Below are 19,020 nucleotides of genomic sequence, written 5' to 3' on the forward strand. Positions count from 1 at the left end.
GATATAATAGTGTAGAAAAAAGCAGGCTACCCTACCTCATGATAAAAATATTTTTCCGGGGAAGATCAAAGTAAAAATAACATCAGCATATGTTTAAATTGTACTCTTAACTGGCGGAGTGCCCGGGTCATATGCTTTTCTACGGCTTTGGTGGAGATATTCAGTTTCTCAGAAATCATTTTGTTGGCAAGTCCCTCTTCCCGGCTATAGCGAAATACCAGCCGGCATTTTTCAGGCAGGCGGTCTATTTCCCGCCGGATCTCTTCTTCCAGCAAACGGGTGTCGGCAGTGCTCTGTTCTGCTGCCTGGACATGTAGCTCTTCCAGGGAATCTGTGTTCCTGGCCGGCTGTGCAAAGTAGTGGAAAATGGAATATTTGGTGGCAGTAGCCAGGTAAGTATACAGATGTTTGATCTCAGATCTTTCGCGGGCAGCCCACAGGCTCACAAAGATCTCCTGTACTATATCTTCAGCAGCGTTGCTGTCTCTCAGGTGGTACAAGGATAAAGCGTACAATTTACGCCAATAGCGACGGTAAATCTCGTCAAAGGCCCTCTCGTCAGAAAGCCTGACCTTGTCCATTAATTCATTGTCCTCCAATATGCTGTACGACATATGCGCCTATAAAGTGCCTTAAGGTAGCAATAATAATCTTTAATTCCAACCCTTCATTTTTTCGGAGGGCGGCGCAAAGGTGCAGTATTTTTTGGGAATACATTCAAAGAATTGCGTCCAGACATAAAAAAGGGGGCTCTTTCATTTGTGACTGTCATTGCATAATGTCCATCCGCTAAACCTGTAAAGGCAGGCAATGTTTGCACACTGTTGTTTAACTGGTAACTATATGGCAGCGTACCACCGCTTGCCACCAGGTTAATCTTACCATTACTTTCACCATAACAGCCCGGAGGCTCTTGTGTGCTCACTTTTGCAGTTAAGGCATCCGGCTGACTGATCACCACCGGCACCTGACTGATACAGTTATTATCGTCTTTTACATAACCGGTGTAATTACCAGCACCTAACTGGTTAAACACCCCTGTAGTTTGATAATTTACACCATCAATAGACCATTCATAAGTCCCCACACCTCCTCTGGCACTCAATGTCAGTGCGCCATTTTTCTCACCGAAACATTTAACCAGTTTTCTGTCTGTCAATACAGGTTCCAACAATGCAGGCTCAGTGAGACTGCTGCTGATTACGATATGGCAGCTGTAAGGAATATCTCGCACATGCACCGCGTATGCCCCGGCTTTAAGACCATTAAATACCGGTGATGACTGGAAGGTGATACCATCCAGGGAATATTCATAATTGTTGTTACCGCCTGTTACTCCTGATACCGTCAGGCTGCCATTAGTACCATTCTTAGATACTACAGATGGTGTAACAACCCCTCTGAGTGTAACAGGACCATAAGGCGACAATACTCTTGTAATGAAACAACCATTGGCGTCTTTGATGTACACGGTATAATCACCGTTTAATAGCTGATCAAAAGTAGTGGCTGATGTATAGTTCACATCGTCGAGGCTGTATGCATAAGGAGCTAAACCTCCATTGGTAGCTCTTACCACGATGGAACCTTTATCATCGCAGCTGGCAGGTGGATTGGATACCAGGTCTACCGACAATGGCGCATACAGGTCAACTATAGGCAATGAGAAGGGCTCTTCACAACCATTTGCATCCTTCACCACCAGTGGATAATTACCTGCCGGCAATCCTACCCAGTTGCTTTCTGACTGATAACCCGCGTTGTTAAAGTTATATGCATATGTACCCGCCCCACCTTTTGCTGTAAGGCTGATAGCACCTGTAGAAGCGCCTGCACAAAGCACATCTTTCTTCGTTGTTATATCGATAGCTATTTTGCTGAATTCAGTAACTGTATCCTGGATGGTAGTGGTACAACCATGACCATCTTTTACAGTAAGGTTGTAAATACCGCTTTAAGATTTTCAAACAAGCCTGAAGATTGGAATGCACCACTATTCAGCGCATACGTATAAGGCGCTGTTCCACCCGTTGCTTTCACCGTAATACTACCATTATTTCCACCGAAGCAACTCACTTTACCGATACTGGTAGTAGATAACAACAGTGCAGTAGGCTCTTCAGTCAACCATGATTTAGACAGCTGGCAACTGTTACCATCTTTCACGGTAATTGTCCTGGTACCGGCTGTAAGTCCTGTTATAATTGAGGATGTACTAAATACACCACCATCAACAGAATAGGTATAAGTGTTCGTACCACCGCTCGCTGTGATCCTGAGTTCACCGGTTGCGCCACCATTACATAAGGCATCCGATCCGGTCATGGTGAAATCAACGGCAGACAGCTGTGATACTACTGCTGTTTCCTGCCCCCTACAGCCTTTCTGATCTTTGATATAAATGGAATAGTTATTTGCAGGCAGGTTGTCAAACTGTGGTGATGTACCAAACGTAATGTTGTCAATAGCGTATGTATATCCGCCATTACCACCAGTTACAGGCGCCCAGGGTCTTATACTCCGGAGCTATCCATTCATAACCAAGACCTATCGTATAATTGCCTCCGTTATAGCTCAGGCCTGTCTTATAGGCCGTATACATGGCAGTAGTACTGTTCTTATCAATCAAGCCCGCAGTAGGCGCCTTGATATCAATTGAACTGTCGGAAACGGCACGGATATCTCTTGTTAAGGCACTCACCGCTACTTCTGCGTTGAACAATAAGCGGTCGAAGAACTGTTTGGATACATTCAGTCCTATGGCCACATTCTCCTGCGGCGTTAAGGTATATCCCTGTGGTAGCGGAGCAATAGAGTTTTCGTCGTCCTTCCCCCTGAATAGTATTAATTCAATATTATCCTTGCCGGTACTGTATCCGGCCTTAAAGCCATATCCCATACGTTTGTAGGCAGGAATGATCTCAGGACGTGAGGTATCTGCCTCTACGGCTTTCTGCAGGCGGCCATACATCACACTGAACTTAAAGCGACCGGGTGGCGCCAGGTCAACGCCAATCCCATTAAAAAGGTGCCCTGCCAATGTATAACTGGAAAAGTTCATGCTGGAATAACCGATATGTCCTGTGATCCACTTATAGGTGGGCGTCAGTCCATATTGATTAAAGGGCTGGGAAAATGCCACATTACTCTGGTTGGAGTAAGTGAAACTGAATGGTACGGACCATCCATACAGGTCAATATTCAGGTTACCGTTCAGGAAGAAATTGTAGGGATCTCTGCGCCCCTCGCCTAATCCTGACGACCAGTAAGCAATTTGTTCAAGCCAATGCCTCCCGTAATTTTTATTGGTTTCTCTTTTCCGATAGCATCCAACCTTTGTGCATGCAGCTTATAAGACGAACAACAAATGACAGCGATTAACAGGGTTAATGGCCGTAAATACGTTACGAAACGATCATAGGTCGGGTATAACTTTGACAATACTTCGGGTTTTCTATTTACGAATGCAGGTCCCCCATTAAAGAAAATGGTTCAAATTGGCGCAAATATATAAATAAAAAATAATAATAAGAAAGTAAAATCCCCCCGGTTGCATCCCCTAATCTGAATTTCTATTACTTTTGCTGCCGGTATTTTTTCTCAGACAAGGTATAGACACAGTTAGTATTAAAGCATGCATATATTACTCAAAAGCGTACAGATAGTCGCACCATCGTCCCCTTTTCACGGGCAACAGCAGGATATTCTGATTGAGAATGGCATCATCCGCCAGATCGGGAAGGACATTTCTTCCGCTCAGGCCCGGGTGGTGACAGGCAACAACCTGCATGTTTCATTGGGATGGACGGATATCTTCGCGCACTTCTGCGATCCTGGCCAGGAATATAAGGAAGACCTTCAGAGTGGGGTTACTGCAGCAGCCAGGGGTGGATATACCACAGTGCTGATCGTGCCCAATACGCAGCCGGCGCTTCACACCAAACCGCAGATCGAGTATGTGCTCAGCCGCACACGTAACAGTGTTGTACAGGTACTACCTATAGGAGCGGTGACCAAAAACCTGGAAGGCGCCTCCCTCGCTGAGATGTACGAAATGCAGCAGGCAGGGGCTGTAGCATTCTCCGACGGACTGAAACCGATTCAGTCGCCCGGTATCATGCTGAAGGCCCTGCAATATGTAAAAGCTGTTAACGGTACCATTATCCAGCTCCCCGACGATCTGAGCATCTCTGCACATGGTCTGATGCATGAAGGCATTTACAGCACCCAGCTGGGTATGCCGGGTAAACCTGCCATTGCAGAAGAACTGATCATCCAGCGCGATCTGGAGCTGGCTCAATATACAGACTCACGTATCCACTTCACAGGCATCAGTACACGTAAATCAGCAGAACTCATTGCCAATGCCAAAGGCAAGGGCATCAAAGTAACCTGCTCTGTAACGCCCTATCACCTGTCCCTTACCGATGCACACCTCATGACCTATGATACCCATCTGAAGCTCAATCCGCCGCTGCGTAGCGCAGAAGACGTGAAAGCACTGCAGGATGCTGTAAAGACAGGTGTGATCGACTGCTTCGCCACCCATCACCTGCCGCAGGACTGGGATGCCAAACAGGTAGAGTTTGAATATGCAAAGAATGGCATGATAGGACTGGAAAGCGCTTTCGGCGTATTCCGCAAACATCTGCCGGAAGTATCTGTGGAAAGACTGGTAGAGATGCTCTCTGCACAGCCCCGCAAAATATTCAACCTTCCTGAACTTAGCCTCACTGAAGGTGCAGCAGCCAACCTGACGATATTCGATCCTGAAGAGGATTGGGTACTCACGACAGATCACCTGGCCAGCAGGTCAAAAAATTCAGCGTATATTGGCGCGGAATTAAAAGGAAGTGTGAAAGGGACCATCAACGGCCAATACGCCCAACTTTAAAAGTCATTCGTGTACTATGAGTAATGCATCATATCCTAATCCCGGTATAAAATGGGGACTGATAGCCAGTGCGGTGATCGTTCTGACCGGTCTTGCCCTGTATTATACTGACCAGCAAACGCTTTTCAGCCTGAAATTTAACTTTATCCAGCTTTTCATCTGCGCAGTAACCGGCTTACTGGCTGGTCTTGAACAGAAAAAGAAGGCTGGCGGATATAGCAGTTTTAAAGACGGCCTGAAACCTATCTTTATCACCTTTGTGATCGGCACCCTGGTGGGCACCCTGTTCATGTATATTATAGCCAACTATGTTGACCCGGGACTGCCTGCCCGCATGAAAGCTGAAGATCTGAAAGCACTGGAGCAGATGGAAGCAAACCAGAAAGCCGCCGGCATTAATGACAGAAGACTCAGCGAGCAGCTGACAATACTGAAGCAACAGGATTATAATCTGACCCTCGTGGCAAGCCTCCTGTCCTATCTCACAGGGCTTTTCCTTGATTTCGTCATCGCTGCTATTCTGGCGGTGGTAATCCGTAATAAACGAATTGCTTAGATTGGCACTTTATTAGATAGAAAAGCATCCTAAACACATTGCTATATAACATGGATATTTCCGTTATCGTTCCTTTAAAAAACGAAGAAGAATCACTGCCCGAACTGGCCGCCTGGATTGACCGTGTCATGCAGGAACATCACTACTCATATGAGGTATGGATGATAGACGACGGCAGCACTGATAATTCCTGGGATGTTATCCAGCAACTGGCAGCAGCTAACCCGAATGTGAAAGGCATCAAATTCCAGCGTAACTACGGTAAATCTGCCGCCCTCAACGAAGGCTTCCGGGCCGCCCAGGGCGATGTGGTCATAACCATGGACGCCGATCTGCAGGATAGCCCTGACGAAATACCGGAACTCTTCCGTATGATCAAAGAGGATGGCTATGACCTCGTGAGCGGCTGGAAGAAAAAACGCCATGACAACGCCGTTACCAAGAATCTCCCTTCCAAATTATATAACTATACCACTACCCGCATGAGCGGGGTCAGGCTCCATGACATGAACTGCGGACTCAAATCCTACCGCAGAAAAGTGATCAAAAGCATTGAGGTATATGGAGAAATGCACCGCTATATTCCTGTCATCGCCAAATGGAACGGTTTCAGGAAGATCGGTGAAAAAGTGGTGGAACACCGTGCGCGTAAGTATGGCACCTCTAAGTTTGGCCTGGAACGCTTTATTAATGGCTTCCTGGACCTGGCTTCCATCATGTTTATCAGCAAGTTCGGGAAACGCCCTATGCACCTTTTCGGGGCTTTGGGTACCCTTTCCTTCATCATTGGTTTCGGGATTGCATTATACCTGGCGATTGAGAAAATTATCTACTCCCAGTATAAAATGACCGAACGCCCTATTTTCTTTCTCGCCCTGCTGGCGATGATCATAGGGTCGCAGTTATTCCTTACCGGCTTCATCGGCGAACTGGTCACCCGGAACGCTCCTGAAAGGAATGAATATCTTGTGGAATCAATCCTGGACCGTACCAAATAATCGCTGATGGGCAAAAAGAAAATCCTCTTTCTCGGACCGGCCTGGCCCTATAGAGGTGGCCTCGCCGCATATAACGAACGACTGACAGAAGAACTGCAAAAGGACGCAGAAATTGAGATCTGGACCTTCACCGTACAGTATCCCTCCTTCCTGTTTCCCGGCAAAAGCCAGTATGCTACGGAACCAGCGCCTCCTCACCTGAAAATACGCAGGCTGATCAACTCTGTCAATCCGCTGAACTGGTTGAAAGTTGGCCGCATGATCCGTAAATACCAGCCAGACCTCATCGTCACCAAATACTGGTTACCGTTGATGGGGCCCTGCCTCGGCAGTCTGCTTCGTTTAGGGAAAGGCAAAAATACCCGTGTGGTATCTATCCTCGATAACGTAATACCACATGAAAAAAGGTTCGGAGACGTACCCTTTACCCGGTACTTCCTGAAACCAGTAGACGCCTTCATCGCCATGAGCCAGTCTGTACTGGACGACCTCCGGCTGTTCGAACCCGGCAAACCGGCTTCCCTGATCCCCCACCCGATTTACGACAACTACGGGCCTTCCGTACCTAAATCCGTGGCCAGGGAACAACTGAAACTGCAACAGGACAAGAAATATATCCTCTTCTTCGGCTTCATCCGCCAGTACAAAGGCCTGGACCTCCTGCTCCGCGCTATGGCTGACGAACGCATGAAACAACTGGATGTACACCTGATCGTAGCAGGAGAATTCTATGAGGATGCCGCGCCTTACCACCAGTTGCTGGAACAGCTGCAACTGGGCGACAGGGTACTCATGCATACCGATTTCATCCCGAACGACGCTGTCAAGAACTACTTCTGCGCAGCCGACCTGGTGGTACAGCCCTATAAGAGCGCTACCCAGAGCGGTATTTCCCAGATCGCTTACCATTTCGAAAAGCCAATGGTAGTGACCCGGGTAGGCGGCCTGGTAGAGATGGTACCTGATAATATCGTTGGTTTCCAGTGTGAACCGGAACCAGCTGATATTGCTGCCGCTATTGAGAAATACTACGTCAATAACCGGGAAGCCGATATGACCGCAGCAGTGCGCGTAGAGAAGAAACAATATTCATGGGAACGCCTGGCGGGAGAAATCCACAAACTGGCGGCGGGGAAATAAACGGTCCGCATAGGTCCACCTTAAAGGCACGTCAAAGGCATATCAAAGGCATGGTTAAGGCATAGTAAAAGCGTACTTTTTATAAACAACGCCATTAACAAACCATAATAGGACCCCGTCAGGGGTCCATTGTTTGTAGCCCGGGGTTTCCACCCCCGGGGAAACGAAACGGGTTTTCAACCCCGGGAACAATACGGATCCCCGGACCGAAACGAACGCCCCTGCGACGGGGATGGTCCGAATATGAAACATAACGCGATCATCCACGGCATTGAGCTCCGTCAGGAGCGATTGTGTTTGTAGCCCGGGGTTTTCAGCCCCGGGAACAATACGGATCCCCCAGAGGGGAATAGAAACCAACGAAACATTATCCAAAAAAATAACCGGAATAAATCTTCAAAAAGATCATTCCGGTTATTTTTTTGCTATAAAACATCGCCACAAGACATATACATATATTTTAACTTCTTTTAAACAAGATAGACTCATATGCATGTGCAATTGTTTTATCTTGCAGCACTTATAAAAACGGAAATACTGTGATTTATCGTAGCAAAGCACCTTTACGTATTGGCCTGGCCGGCGGCGGAACAGATGTAAGCCCTTACTCAGATATGTATGGGGGCGCCATCCTGAACGCCACTATTTCGCTCTATGCGCGTGCAGCCATAGAACCGATCGCTGATAAAAAAGTACTGTTCGAATGTGCCGACAGAAGCGAAACACTGGAATGTGACGCTACTTTCCCCCTTCCACTGGACGGTAAACTGGACATCCTCAAAGGGGTGATCAACCGCGTGGCAAAAGATTACGGCATTCCTTCCGGCTTTAAACTGACCACTTTCGTAGATGCTCCCGCGGGTTCCGGTTTAGGTACCTCCTCTACCCTCGTTGTGGCGGTATTAGGCGCGTTTGCGGAATGGCTGAAACTTCCCCTGGGAGAATATGATCTGGCACATCTGGCCTACGTAATCGAAAGGGAAGACCTGAAACAGGCAGGCGGTAAGCAGGACCAGTACGCAGCTACTTTCGGCGGTGTGAACTTCATGGAATTTTACGACGGCGACAAAGTGATCGTGAATCCCCTCCGTATAAAAGAAAAATACCTGGATGAACTGGAGAATAACCTGGTGTTATACTACACTTCTACCAGCCGCTTATCCAGCAGCATCATTTCCGAACAGCAGAAGAACGTGCACGAGAAAAAGGAAGCGAGTATCGAGGCGATGCACCACCTGAAACAACAGGCGGTAATGATGAAAGAAGCCCTGCTCCGTGGCAGCATCGATAAAATTGGCGAGATCCTTGATTTTGGTTTCCAGCACAAAAAGAATATGGCGAAAGGCATTACCAACTCCCAGCTGGATGATATCTACGAAGCAGCTAAACGCGCTGGTGCTTCCGGGGGTAAGATCTCCGGCGCCGGTGGTGGTGGTTTTATGATCTTCTACTGCCCGGGCAACACCCGTTATAATGTGGTGGAAGCCCTCAAAGCTTTCGGCGGAGATGTAAAACGTTATCATTTCACGCATAACGGGATCAATACCTGGTGCATCTGATCTTCTAACCAAAACGACTTACAAACTATGGCGAACAATATCATCAAAACAATACAGGAAAGCATTGCAGTTAAGCAGGCCATCTGCGAGGATGAAACGCTGATCAATACTATCCAGCAGGTAGCTACTGTTATCACAGGCAGTTTGCAACAGGGACATAAGATCCTCTTTTGTGGTAATGGTGGCAGTGCAGCAGATGCACAACACCTGGCGGCAGAATTCTCCGGCCGTTTTTATAAAGACAGAACGCCACTGTATGCAGAAGCCCTGCATTGCAATAGCTCTTACCTCACTGCGGTAGGCAATGACTACGGCTATGACCAGGTATATGCCCGCATCCTGCGGGGTATCGGTCAGCCAGGCGATGTATTGGTAGGTATCTCTACTTCCGGCAACTCCGCCAACATCCTGGAGGCCTACAAGGTAGCCAAAGGGAAAGGCATGATCGTCGTAAGTATGACCGGTCGTTCCGGCGGCAAAATGAAAGATGGCAGCGATTACCTGCTGAATGTGCCTTCTTCCGATACACCACGTATCCAGGAATCACATATTACCATCGGACATATCATTTGTGAAATCGTTGAAAATAATCTCTTCCCATGATCAGGGAATGTATAGTACTGGCCGGCGGACTGGGTACACGTCTACGCAGTGTGGTGGCCGATAAACCGAAATGTATGGCGCCTGTGAATGACAGGCCCTTCCTGTATTACCTGCTGCAATACCTGATCAGACAGGGCATTACTCATGTGGTGCTGTCGCTGGGATATAAATCAGAACAGGTCATCGAATGGTGCGAACAGGCAGATCTGCCCCTGCAGTTCTCCTATGCTATTGAAGCGGAACCACTAGGTACCGGCGGCGCCATCCTGAACGCCGTTTCCCACCTGAAAGAAGACGAATGTTTCATCGTCAACGGAGACACCTTCTTTGATGTATCCCTTCCTGCATTTTACAATTTCCACCAGCAGGCACATAGCAAGCTTACACTTGCACTGAAACCTATGCGTCAGTTTGAACGCTATGGCAGCGTACAACTGGATGGAGATGCGCGTATCACCGCCTTCCTGGAGAAGAAATACTGCGAGGAGGGACTGATCAACGGAGGCGTTTATCTCACCTCCAGGCAGTACATGAAAAGCCTTCAGCTTCCTGCACAGTTCTCCTTCGAAAAGGAAGTGCTGGAACCACAGGTGAAGAACGGTCAGTTATATGGCTTTATCAGTGACACTTATTTTATCGATATCGGAATTCCGGCTGATTACGAGCAGGTACAAACAGATTTCCGTTCATAAACCTGCAATGTAAGATGATACATATTGACGCTTCATGGACATTATTCCTGGACAGAGACGGGGTGATCAACAACGAGATTAAAGACGGATATGTGCTCAACTGGGATATGTTCCGCTTTGAAGAAGGTGTGCTTTCCGCCTTACCCGCTTTAGCAGGCAAATTCGGTCGTATTGTGATGGTCACCAATCAACGCTGTATCGGCAAAGGACTTTTAACAGAACAGGGCCTTCACGATATCCATGCTAAAATGCTGGACATCATCAGGGATCAGGGCGGCAGGATCGATAAGATCTACCACTGCCCGGATCTCGACAACGACAGTCCCTGCCGTAAACCGAATGAAGGAATGGCCCTGCAGGCAAAGGCCGACTTCCCTGATATTGACTTCTCCCGGTCGATAATGGTGGGTAACACGCTGAGCGACATGAAGTTCGGAAAGGACAAGGGAATGATCACCGTATTCATCCCATCCACCAAACCGGATCTGCCGTTCCCCCACCCGTTGATGGACTACCGCTGTAAAGGACTACTGGAATTTTCGGAAATCATACAATAATTTTGTGTCATATAACGTAATAAGCCTGTAGTAAAAGTTTTCAAATAAAATTATGATCAGAGCCTGTCTTCTATTGTTATGCTGCACTTTCTTCCTGTATTCCGGCCTCCAGGCCCAGCGTACAAGAATAAGCCCCGCTAACGAAACTGCCATGCGTTCACAGCAGGATTCCCTGCAACTCCTCTCCGAAGCCATCCTGAGAGGTAAAGATGAAGCCACCAGGCAACAGGCAAATGACCGTTTTATTCCCAAACTGGTACAAGCCCTGAAAACGCCTTATTCCTTCGATTTTAAGTTCGATTCCCTGACTACTATCTCCATCCAGTACCCGGCAGACAGCACCTTCCGGATCTTTTCCTGGGGACTGGAACAGGAAACCAGCTTTTATCATCACTATGGCGCCATCCAGATGAGAACTGAAGGAGGTGAATTAAAGCTGTTCCCCCTTTTCGACTATTCAGATTATATGAACAATACCGACACCATCGCCAACAACAAGGGCTGGTACGGTTGCCTTTATTATAAGATCCTGCAGCGCCGTTATTTTAACCAGAATTATTACACGCTCTTCGGCTGGGATGCCAACAATTTCCGTAGCCAGAAGAAACTGCTGGATATGCTGACATTCAAAGATGGTCAGCCTGTATTCGGTGGACCATTCTTCAGCTACATGGAAGATACCATTCCTAAAAAGACACGCAACCGTTTTATACTGGAATTCAAAAAAGACGCTACCATCAGTTTGAGCTACAATCCTGACATGGACATGATCGTATACGATCACCTCATTTCAGAAAGTAACCAGCCTTCCAAACCATCGACCTTCGTTCCTGACCTGGATTATGAAGGATTCAAATGGAAAGCTGGCAAATGGGTGCACATCGAAAAAGTATTCCATGATGCACTGCCCCAGGGTAAAGTACCTTTAGCGGCGCCGTTGAATCAGAAACAGAAGAAGATGACAAAACCGCGAACGGCGGAAGAGATCAACGAAGAGTTACAACCACAGCCGAAAAAGCCTAAGCAATAAATAAAACAAGGAGCCTGTATCAAGTAAGATACAGGCTTCTTGTTATTCGGATACCTGACTGCCCTTTATGCAATTCTCAGGAGGCCCATTTATTTATAATTGTACCAGCACCTCGTCCACAAACAACCAGGAAGTACTACCCTTAAACAGATACCCATCCGGAATAGTCCCCATTGTCTTTGCAACGAACCGGATATATCGTGCTTTCTTCTTTTTCACATTGATCCGGAAAGATTGCAGGTAAGGTTCTCCCCTCACCGATCCCTTTGTATTGCGCTCGGTGCCTGCCAGTTCATACTGCTTACCATCCACAGAGGTATATACCGATACTTCCGTTGGCAGGAAGATTCCACTGTTGGGATCTGCCAGGAAGTTCACGCTCACATCGCCAATGCTACTCACTGTCTGCATATCCACCACGGCGCTCACATCGTGTCCCAGGAATCCCAGCCAACGGCCATCTTTAAATGCAGTTGTACCCATGATGCCATCTGTCAGCGTAATCGCTCCAGCCGCTGGATAGGAAGCATGAAAGGGCGTTTCCAGCGTTACTGGTTTGCCCAGTGCCTTATTCACCGGTATGAATGCCTGGCTGCCCGCTATCAGTTTTCCCTTGTCAAACAATGCCGCATATACGATACTGGCAGTATTGATCTTTATCGGTGAATGATATTCCGCTGCGCCGGCATCAGGCTGACGATCTATAGCATACTTCAATACAGCGTCGTTACTACTGCTGCTGATATTGACTGTCGCTGTATGGTCTGCATTGATCTCATAACGGATCACCGGATCAGGGCACACCTGCAACAAGTCAAACCAGGCCATACCCTGATCCGGTACTTCCAGCGTAAGGATAGCATTGGTCGAAGAACTGGCTGCCCGGAAAGTGAAACTGTATTTCTGCCAGTCATTGGTCAACTTGAACACATGTTCCTGCTCTGCTACTTCCAATCCCATACGGAAAGAAGGCATCCTATCCTGTTCTTTAGCCCTGGCCCATACCGAAACAGTATAGCTGTTACCGGCATTGATCACCATAGGCACCAACCTGATTTTATTACCACCACTATCTGTAGGCGTAGTCAGGCGCAGACTGAACATACCTTCCTTACTCAGCCTGGAATCTGCAAAGAAAGTAGCGCCAGGGTCAGCCTTCTCTCTCACTGTGCTCTTTACATTGGAGCCTATTGACAATCCGGGACTGACTACTTTCTCGAAACCGGGATTCAGCGTCAGGTTACCCGGATATAATAAGGGAGATGGCTTTTCTGCCGATGTACGCACCAGGTACACACGGGTACTATAGGCATCAATGATGTCAGAGATATGCCCCTCTGTAAACGGCACTGTCCTGTTTTCAAACCAGAGCTCCGCTTCGGCAGAAAATCCTCCGTCTTTGATATCAGCATGTAAAGACAAGGTCTTAGGCTTATTCTCATTATTAACCGCCAGGATCAGCAGGTTACCTTTATACCGGAATGCCCTCGTCAGAATAGTGCGGTCATCACTGTACACCGTCGGCGCTGGGTCTGCCGACAAAAGGAAAGGCGTCATCTGTGCCGTTTCTACCGCCATATCACTACAGGCCGACCAGGCAGAGACAGACTGCGGATTCAGATTACCCGGAGCATGTACATAGTACTGGATGCCTTTTGCGCCACGTACCAGCCCCATATAGGTCATCAAACGTATTTCATTAGCTGTCGGCTCCCGCGACCACATTTCCTGTCCGCCGAAAGCCTGTGGCACCAGCCATACCGACTTCTCATATTGCAACTTGTCGTTCAGATACTGTACGTCTTCCGCTACCTTGTCTGCCTTTCCCGGTATTGGATAAGGATCAGTCATAGCAATATCCATCGTATTACGGAAATCATCGATCTTCTGCGGCATCATAAACACTACAGAGATCGGGTGATAAGGATCCAGTTCCTTAATCAGCTGGTATGCCTTTTCCAATACGGCGGGAGGTCTTCCCTGTCCATCGGGTTCATCGTTGATGTACCAGGCTAATAAAGCCGGATGATCCCTGAATGCCAGTACCTCACTCTTTAGGATAGCAAGCTTCTCATCTTCTGTCATGTCCAGTCCCTTAGCCCCATTATGGCCGCCTCCTACCAGGGAGTTCACCCCATAATTTACCTTTACACCCAACTGCGCACAACGGTCCATATAAGCTTTGCGCTCTCCGAAAGTTGCTACCAGGTTGCTCTGATAAGTGCCAATCATATTAAAGCTATGAGCAACCTCTTTCTCTGCCAGATCTCCTACACCTACACAATAGAAGCCAAAAGGAAAGAATGGTAAGCCGTCGGCTATCAGGCCACCCGTCAGCCGGTCTATCTGCACAGCATTCCGTTTTGCAGGCGACTGTTTGAAATTCACGCTGCCACTGTCTGCCAGTTCTCCACCACGCAGTAAGCGGTATTGCAGAGAAGACTCCCCTGCCGGCAGTTGCTGTAATGCAACCGGCGCTGCCAGCCAGTGACCGCTTGCCGCAGTACTACGTCCCAATTCCTTTGCCTTATGAAATAACACAAGTTGATAATCCGCTGCCGGCAGACTATCAGGTATCACGCAGACAACAATACCTGCCTGTGATGGCTGATAGTAATCATACCTGCTAAATACTTTAAATAGGTGATTGCTGCGCTCCTGCGCATGTGAAGGCAATGCTCCCAACAGCGGGAGCAGCCATAGCATGATTCGTTTCATTGGACCTGTAAATATTGACCTGTTTCCAAGGTATACAAGCCACGGTGTTAATCCTAATAAATTTGAAGAACGATGCACCAAAAATACATGAAGGCACCGGGAAGCGTTTAAATGGTGACGGCCCTCATCAGGTACCAAATAAAAGAGGAAAACTAAAAAGTAAAAAGTAAAATAGGCGCTGAGAATCGCTTAAAAGGCTGCCTGAGCCCATCAGGTGCTCAAATAAAAAGGGATGCATCAGACTTGATACACCCCTTTGCTATAGATTGATAAAATATTATCAGAACAATTCTCCCTGAACACCATCCCCATCTGGTTCTTCCTCTTCAGAAGCCAGTTCGGCGCTGATCAGTTCTTCCCCGGCAATACGGGTACCTACCGTTCTGTAACTGGTCACTTCCACAAACTCAGCCAGGTCTACTTCCTCCTCATCCGGATTCCGTTTCTTGCCTGTCTTCAGCAGTACTACAGGTTCTGCATGTGTGGTGACCATCTCGAGGTAATTACCTGCGCCTTCTTTGATGAACGAAAACTTGTTGTTCAGTGTTTGTGTTTCAACCTTGAAACGTTTGGCATTGAACTGTTTCTTGTCTGCATCAAAATAGATAGCAGAAACGATCTTTTCAGGATTGAATTTCTCAATATAAACAAGCTCATTCGGATCATAACGGTTAGTAAGCTCAAAGTTGGTCAGCTCGTAAGTACCGTTCTTAAAGGCAACGAAGATCTTGTCCTCTCCTTCAAATGATCCGATATAAACACCCCTTTCCTCTGTATTCAGACGACCGACTTCTGTATCATACCAGATCTTCTGTCCCGACAGGGTAGATACACCTTTCTCCTTGAACTTCACACTGCGGATCGGATATTTCGTTACCTGGTTACCCTGAGAGTTACGTCCCTTGATGGCGATGGTCTCGAAGTACAGGTCAAACTCCTTATTCCTTGCCGCACAGTTAGGACTCAGGCGGATGCTTACCACTTCTGCCTCACCGTTTGGATTAGCGGAGAAATAGTGCACCTTGGAGTTCTTTTCTCCCTTGATGGTCAGATCATATTCCTTATCGCGCGTAATACCTGTTACATTGAAGCGTTTGGCATAACTCATACCGCTCTTACCATCCACGTAGATCATGTTATAGGTAGTACGTTCATCATTCTTTCTGAATACGTCAATATGAATAATGTCTTTACCTACGAAGACCTTATCTGCTACTTTGGTAACAACCATCTTACCATCCCTGCGGAAAACAATGATATTATCCAGATCAGAACAATCTGCTACAAATTCATCCTTCTTCAGTGATGTACCAATGAAACCCTCTGCCCTGTTCACATAGATCTTGGTATTGGCCATTGCCACCTGCTGTATCTGGATGGTATCGAAAGTCTTGATCTCGGTAATTCGCTCACGACCTTTACCGTATTTCTTCAGCAGTCCTTCGTAATAGGTAACAGTGAAATCCACCAGGTTAGCCAGGTCATGTTTCACCTGTTTCATGTCAGCCTCAATCGCTTTGATCTGCTCATTCAATTCATTGATATCCAGCCTGTAGATGCGGCGTACCGGCTTTTCTGTCAGCTTGAGGATATCTTCACGGGTGATCTCTCTCTTCAGATTTTTCTTATAAGGAGCAAATCCTTTGTCGATGGCTACTATTACAGCTTCCCAGTCTTTGTGCTTCTGCTCCAGCTCCTTATAGATCCCCTTTTCAAAGAAGATCTTTTCCAGGGAGGTATAGTGCCATTTATCCTGCAGTTCCTGCAGTCTTATTTCCAGCTCCCGCTTCAGCAATTCCTGCGTAAAGTCCACAGAGTACTTCAGCAGCTCACTTACTGTCAGGAAGCGTGGTTTATCGTCGATGATCACACAGGCATTCGGTGAAATAGAGATCTCACAATCAGTGAAAGCGTACAGGGCATCGATGGTAATATCCGGAGAGATACCCGGCGCCAGCTGCACTTCTATTTCCACGTCTTTAGCGGTGTTGTCCACCACTTTTTTGACCTTGATCTTGCCGTTATCATTCGCTTTTACGATAGACTCCATCAGGGCGGTTGTCGTAACGCCGTACGGTACGTCTTTGATGAGCAGGGTCTTCTTGTCCTTCTCTTCAATATGCGCACGTACGCGTACCTTACCACCACGTTTACCGTCATTATAGTTGGCAATGTCTATCATACCTCCGGTCGGGAAGTCAGGATACAGTTCAAACTTCTTTCCTCTCAGGAATTTGATGGAAGCTTCCAGCAGTTCTACAAAGTTGTGTGGTAATATTTTGGTAGACAAGCCTACAGCAATACCTTCCGCTCCCTGTGCCAGCAGCAGCGGGAACTTCATGGGCAGGGACAATGGCTCGTTCTTACGGCCATCATAACTCAGCTGCCATTGGGTAGTCTTGGGATTGAATGCTACATCCAGTGCAAATTTGGACAGGCGGGCCTCAATATAACGTGCAGCCGCGGCATCATCGCCAGTACGCACGTCGCCCCAGTTACCCTGGGTATCGATCAGGAGGTCTTTTTGTCCAAGGTTAACAATCGCATCCCCGATAGAGGCGTCTCCATGCGGATGGTACTGCATGGTAGAACCGATGACGTTGGCCACTTTATTAAAACGGCCGTCGTCCATTTCCTTCATAGCGTGCAGGATACGGCGTTGTACGGGCTTTAAACCGTCTTCCACGCTGGGTACCGCACGCTCCAGGATCACGTAAGAGGCGTAATCCAGGAACCAGTTCTCATACATGCCCCCCAGGTGGAGGATGTTATGCAATGATTCGTCTGTCGGTTGTGTATTATCGATGTCGCTCATAATCTTATTTATTGATCATCTTTTCAAATTCATCTCTCCAGATACGTACGGAATCTTTCCGTACATCAGCCATGGAGTTCAGTTCTATAAAGCAGCAGTCAGTCAGGGCTATCAGCTGATGCCACACTTTGACCGGCACCTCTATTCTTGCCGGTGCTTCCATCTCCACTCTTTCAATCTTATTCCCGTCCAGTGGGCACCAGTCCATTGCTGCTTTACCACTTACCAGGTACAGTACCTCCGGATTCTTGTAATCCGCTTTTCCCTCATGATAATGCTGTCCGCTGCTACTGCCAGCCTTCCGGTAACACAGGATGAAATCGCCGCTACGGTCGGTATTCCACTCGTAGTTGCTGCCTCTTTCATCTTCTCCCACCAGCTGTACAGGCGTTACTTTTATCATGTGTCTATCATTAACGGTTGTTACCTTTCCTGTTTATTCTTACCCACTCACGCTTATCCCGGCGATGGTTGCCCTTCAGGATCTTTTATCGTGTAGCATTATTCCTGCTTACTTGCAGGTAGTTGCTTCTTTTCAAAGTTCCGATCCTTCATTGGCATTCCCACTTATTCCGCCGGTAGCAGTTTCACTTCAAAATCCTTAATCGTTTTCAGCTCTCCCTTGCTTTCCAGCTTCCCCTGTTTGATCAGTTCTTTCAGCCGCCATCCCAGGAACTGGTCCATCACAGGATATTTCAGTTTACCGGTCACCAGCCCCACAACTTTCGATGCTTTCTGGAATTCTGCAGTGCTTTGCTGCACCAGTTCCTTATCATAGAAGACCGCAGGTTCTCCTTTTATCTTTTTACCGCCTTCCAGTAAACGCACACCGGCATTCTCGTTCATCATCCTGCTCCATTCATCGCCGTCTATTTCAAATTCTGCCAGGGAAACAGGCCTTGCCAGTTTCTTTGCTTTCAGGAATTCTTTTGCCAGGATCTGATGCAGGTGGGTAGGATAAAATACGCTTCCCTTTTCGTTGAGGAAGGGAAGGTTATTGAGATAAATAATATGAATACGCCCTGCAAAGTCGTACAGTTGGCTAATCAGCCAGTAATATCCGCATACATCCCTTGCGTTCTGTCCGGCCCATAAGTATACCTGCTGCTCCGGTTCAGATTTCAGCAGGGCTTTCAGCTGCCGGAATTTCTCCTGGTCGCCGGCTTCCTCTTCCACAACAGGGGCAGTAACGGCGCCTGGCGCTGCTGCCTGGGCTTCAGCTCCTTCAGCTACAGGTTGCGGCTGTATGCCGGCCAGCTGCATCCACCATTGTTTGCGGGCAGCCTGACCATCTTTGGTGTCAAGGATAAAAAGAGGACCTACCGAGAGGTCATCTTCAAAATAAATAATGTCTCCTTTCAGCTGCTCATCCAGCTCAAAAGCACCACTCAGTGCTGTGGCAGATGATTCACCAAAAACGATATGTAACAGTGCCATTGATCTTTTTAAAATAATGCT

Annotated in this window: 17 protein-coding genes; 9 read left to right on the forward strand and 8 right to left on the reverse strand. The window is 47.5% G+C overall.

Translation table 11 applies throughout. The annotated features are described in order from the left end of the window. Positions 1–65 precede the first annotated feature (65 nt). From BLR32_RS25515 to BLR32_RS25530, 4 genes are all read right to left on the reverse strand, one after another. Positions 66–614 (reverse strand): sigma-70 family RNA polymerase sigma factor, encoded by a 549-nt coding sequence (locus BLR32_RS25515; protein WP_089835940.1) that lies wholly within the window; start codon positions 612–614, stop codon positions 66–68. Positions 615–667: 53 nt separating this feature from the next. Then, positions 668–1,948, reverse strand: coding sequence for a SprB repeat-containing protein (locus BLR32_RS25520; RefSeq protein ID WP_317042848.1), 1,281 nt, complete (start codon positions 1,946–1,948; stop codon positions 668–670). After that, the gene (locus BLR32_RS25525) at positions 1,930–2,325 is read right to left on the reverse strand and encodes a SprB repeat-containing protein (protein WP_089835944.1); all 396 of its coding nucleotides are present in this window, start codon (positions 2,323–2,325) and stop codon (positions 1,930–1,932) included. Before BLR32_RS25525 ends, BLR32_RS25520 begins: the two co-directional genes overlap by 19 nt. Positions 2,326–2,485: 160 nt before the next feature. Beyond that, a complete protein-coding gene (locus BLR32_RS25530) occupies positions 2,486–3,142 on the reverse strand; it encodes a hypothetical protein (RefSeq protein ID WP_089835945.1) in 657 nt (218 codons plus the stop codon). Between the two features lie 492 nt (positions 3,143–3,634). Here BLR32_RS25530 and BLR32_RS25535 point away from each other — a divergent pair, with 492 nt between their 5' ends. The 9 genes from BLR32_RS25535 (at position 3,635) to BLR32_RS25580 (ending at position 12,029) form a co-directional block, all read left to right on the forward strand. Continuing rightward, positions 3,635–4,894: a dihydroorotase gene (locus BLR32_RS25535; protein WP_089835947.1), complete on the forward strand. Its 1,260-nt coding sequence runs from the start codon at positions 3,635–3,637 to the stop codon at positions 4,892–4,894. 16 nt (positions 4,895–4,910) lie between these two features. Then, the gene (locus BLR32_RS25540) at positions 4,911–5,450 is read left to right on the forward strand and encodes a DUF4199 domain-containing protein (RefSeq protein ID WP_089835949.1); all 540 of its coding nucleotides are present in this window, start codon (positions 4,911–4,913) and stop codon (positions 5,448–5,450) included. 50 nt (positions 5,451–5,500) lie between these two features. Then, positions 5,501–6,448 carry a glycosyltransferase family 2 protein gene (locus BLR32_RS25545; RefSeq protein ID WP_089835951.1) on the forward strand — a complete coding sequence of 316 codons (948 nt, stop codon included), beginning with the start codon at positions 5,501–5,503 and terminating at the stop codon, positions 6,446–6,448. Positions 6,449–6,454: 6 nt separating this feature from the next. Then, positions 6,455–7,588, forward strand: coding sequence for a glycosyltransferase (locus tag BLR32_RS25550; protein WP_089835953.1), 1,134 nt, complete (start codon positions 6,455–6,457; stop codon positions 7,586–7,588). Positions 7,589–8,127: 539 nt separating this feature from the next. After that, complete coding sequence (locus tag BLR32_RS25560) at positions 8,128–9,147, forward strand: GHMP family kinase ATP-binding protein (RefSeq protein WP_089835957.1); 1,020 nt, start codon at positions 8,128–8,130, stop codon at positions 9,145–9,147. Positions 9,148–9,174: 27 nt separating this feature from the next. After that, positions 9,175–9,750 (forward strand): D-sedoheptulose-7-phosphate isomerase, encoded by a 576-nt coding sequence (locus tag BLR32_RS25565; RefSeq protein WP_089835959.1) that lies wholly within the window; start codon positions 9,175–9,177, stop codon positions 9,748–9,750. Beyond that, positions 9,747–10,442, forward strand: a complete 696-nt coding sequence (locus tag BLR32_RS25570; protein WP_089835961.1) for a nucleotidyltransferase family protein — start codon at positions 9,747–9,749, stop codon at positions 10,440–10,442. The genes BLR32_RS25565 and BLR32_RS25570 overlap by 4 nt, the downstream gene beginning before the upstream one ends. Before the next feature lie 14 nt (positions 10,443–10,456). Next, entirely contained in the window at positions 10,457–10,999 is a 543-nt protein-coding gene (locus tag BLR32_RS25575; protein WP_245705519.1) for a D-glycero-alpha-D-manno-heptose-1,7-bisphosphate 7-phosphatase, read from the forward strand. 52 nt (positions 11,000–11,051) lie between these two features. Next, on the forward strand, positions 11,052–12,029 hold the full coding sequence (locus tag BLR32_RS25580; protein ID WP_143011587.1) for a hypothetical protein: 978 nt from the start codon (positions 11,052–11,054) through the stop codon (positions 12,027–12,029). A 93-nt stretch (positions 12,030–12,122) separates the two neighbouring features. Here the strand turns inward: BLR32_RS25580 and BLR32_RS25585 are convergent, their stop codons facing one another. From BLR32_RS25585 to BLR32_RS25600, 4 genes are all read right to left on the reverse strand, one after another. Then, the gene (locus BLR32_RS25585) at positions 12,123–14,747 is read right to left on the reverse strand and encodes a carbohydrate binding domain-containing protein (protein WP_089835965.1); all 2,625 of its coding nucleotides are present in this window, start codon (positions 14,745–14,747) and stop codon (positions 12,123–12,125) included. Between the two features lie 280 nt (positions 14,748–15,027). Next, positions 15,028–17,562 carry a DNA gyrase/topoisomerase IV subunit A gene (locus tag BLR32_RS25590; protein ID WP_089835967.1) on the reverse strand — a complete coding sequence of 845 codons (2,535 nt, stop codon included), beginning with the start codon at positions 17,560–17,562 and terminating at the stop codon, positions 15,028–15,030. A gap of 4 nt (positions 17,563–17,566) precedes the next feature. Beyond that, the gene (locus BLR32_RS25595) at positions 17,567–17,965 is read right to left on the reverse strand and encodes a cupin domain-containing protein (protein WP_089835969.1); all 399 of its coding nucleotides are present in this window, start codon (positions 17,963–17,965) and stop codon (positions 17,567–17,569) included. Between the two features lie 164 nt (positions 17,966–18,129). Further along, entirely contained in the window at positions 18,130–18,999 is an 870-nt protein-coding gene (locus tag BLR32_RS25600) for a DUF1835 domain-containing protein (protein ID WP_089835971.1), read from the reverse strand. Positions 19,000–19,020 lie beyond the last annotated feature (21 nt).

This window comes from Chitinophaga filiformis (genome assembly GCF_900102545.1).
Lineage (GTDB): Bacteria > Bacteroidota > Bacteroidia > Chitinophagales > Chitinophagaceae > Chitinophaga > Chitinophaga filiformis.

What these genes read in the sequence shown, in the direction of transcription:
- BLR32_RS25515 (WP_089835940.1), bottom strand. Translation starts at nt 614, where the DNA reads ATGTCGTACAGCATATTGGAGGACAATGAATTAATGGACAAGGTCAGG.
- BLR32_RS25525 (WP_089835944.1), bottom strand. Translation starts at nt 2,325, where the DNA reads ATGACCGGATCGGATGCCTTATGTAATGGTGGCGCAACCGGTGAACTC.
- BLR32_RS25535 (WP_089835947.1), top strand. Translation starts at nt 3,635, where the DNA reads ATGCATATATTACTCAAAAGCGTACAGATAGTCGCACCATCGTCCCCT.
- BLR32_RS25540 (WP_089835949.1), top strand. Translation starts at nt 4,911, where the DNA reads ATGAGTAATGCATCATATCCTAATCCCGGTATAAAATGGGGACTGATA.
- BLR32_RS25545 (WP_089835951.1), top strand. Translation starts at nt 5,501, where the DNA reads ATGGATATTTCCGTTATCGTTCCTTTAAAAAACGAAGAAGAATCACTG.
- BLR32_RS25550 (WP_089835953.1), top strand. Translation starts at nt 6,455, where the DNA reads ATGGGCAAAAAGAAAATCCTCTTTCTCGGACCGGCCTGGCCCTATAGA.
- BLR32_RS25565 (WP_089835959.1), top strand. Translation starts at nt 9,175, where the DNA reads ATGGCGAACAATATCATCAAAACAATACAGGAAAGCATTGCAGTTAAG.
- BLR32_RS25570 (WP_089835961.1), top strand. Translation starts at nt 9,747, where the DNA reads ATGATCAGGGAATGTATAGTACTGGCCGGCGGACTGGGTACACGTCTA.
- BLR32_RS25575 (WP_245705519.1), top strand. Translation starts at nt 10,457, where the DNA reads ATGATACATATTGACGCTTCATGGACATTATTCCTGGACAGAGACGGG.
- BLR32_RS25580 (WP_143011587.1), top strand. Translation starts at nt 11,052, where the DNA reads ATGATCAGAGCCTGTCTTCTATTGTTATGCTGCACTTTCTTCCTGTAT.
- BLR32_RS25585 (WP_089835965.1), bottom strand. Translation starts at nt 14,747, where the DNA reads ATGAAACGAATCATGCTATGGCTGCTCCCGCTGTTGGGAGCATTGCCT.
- BLR32_RS25590 (WP_089835967.1), bottom strand. Translation starts at nt 17,562, where the DNA reads ATGAGCGACATCGATAATACACAACCGACAGACGAATCATTGCATAAC.
- BLR32_RS25595 (WP_089835969.1), bottom strand. Translation starts at nt 17,965, where the DNA reads ATGATAAAAGTAACGCCTGTACAGCTGGTGGGAGAAGATGAAAGAGGC.
- BLR32_RS25600 (WP_089835971.1), bottom strand. Translation starts at nt 18,999, where the DNA reads ATGGCACTGTTACATATCGTTTTTGGTGAATCATCTGCCACAGCACTG.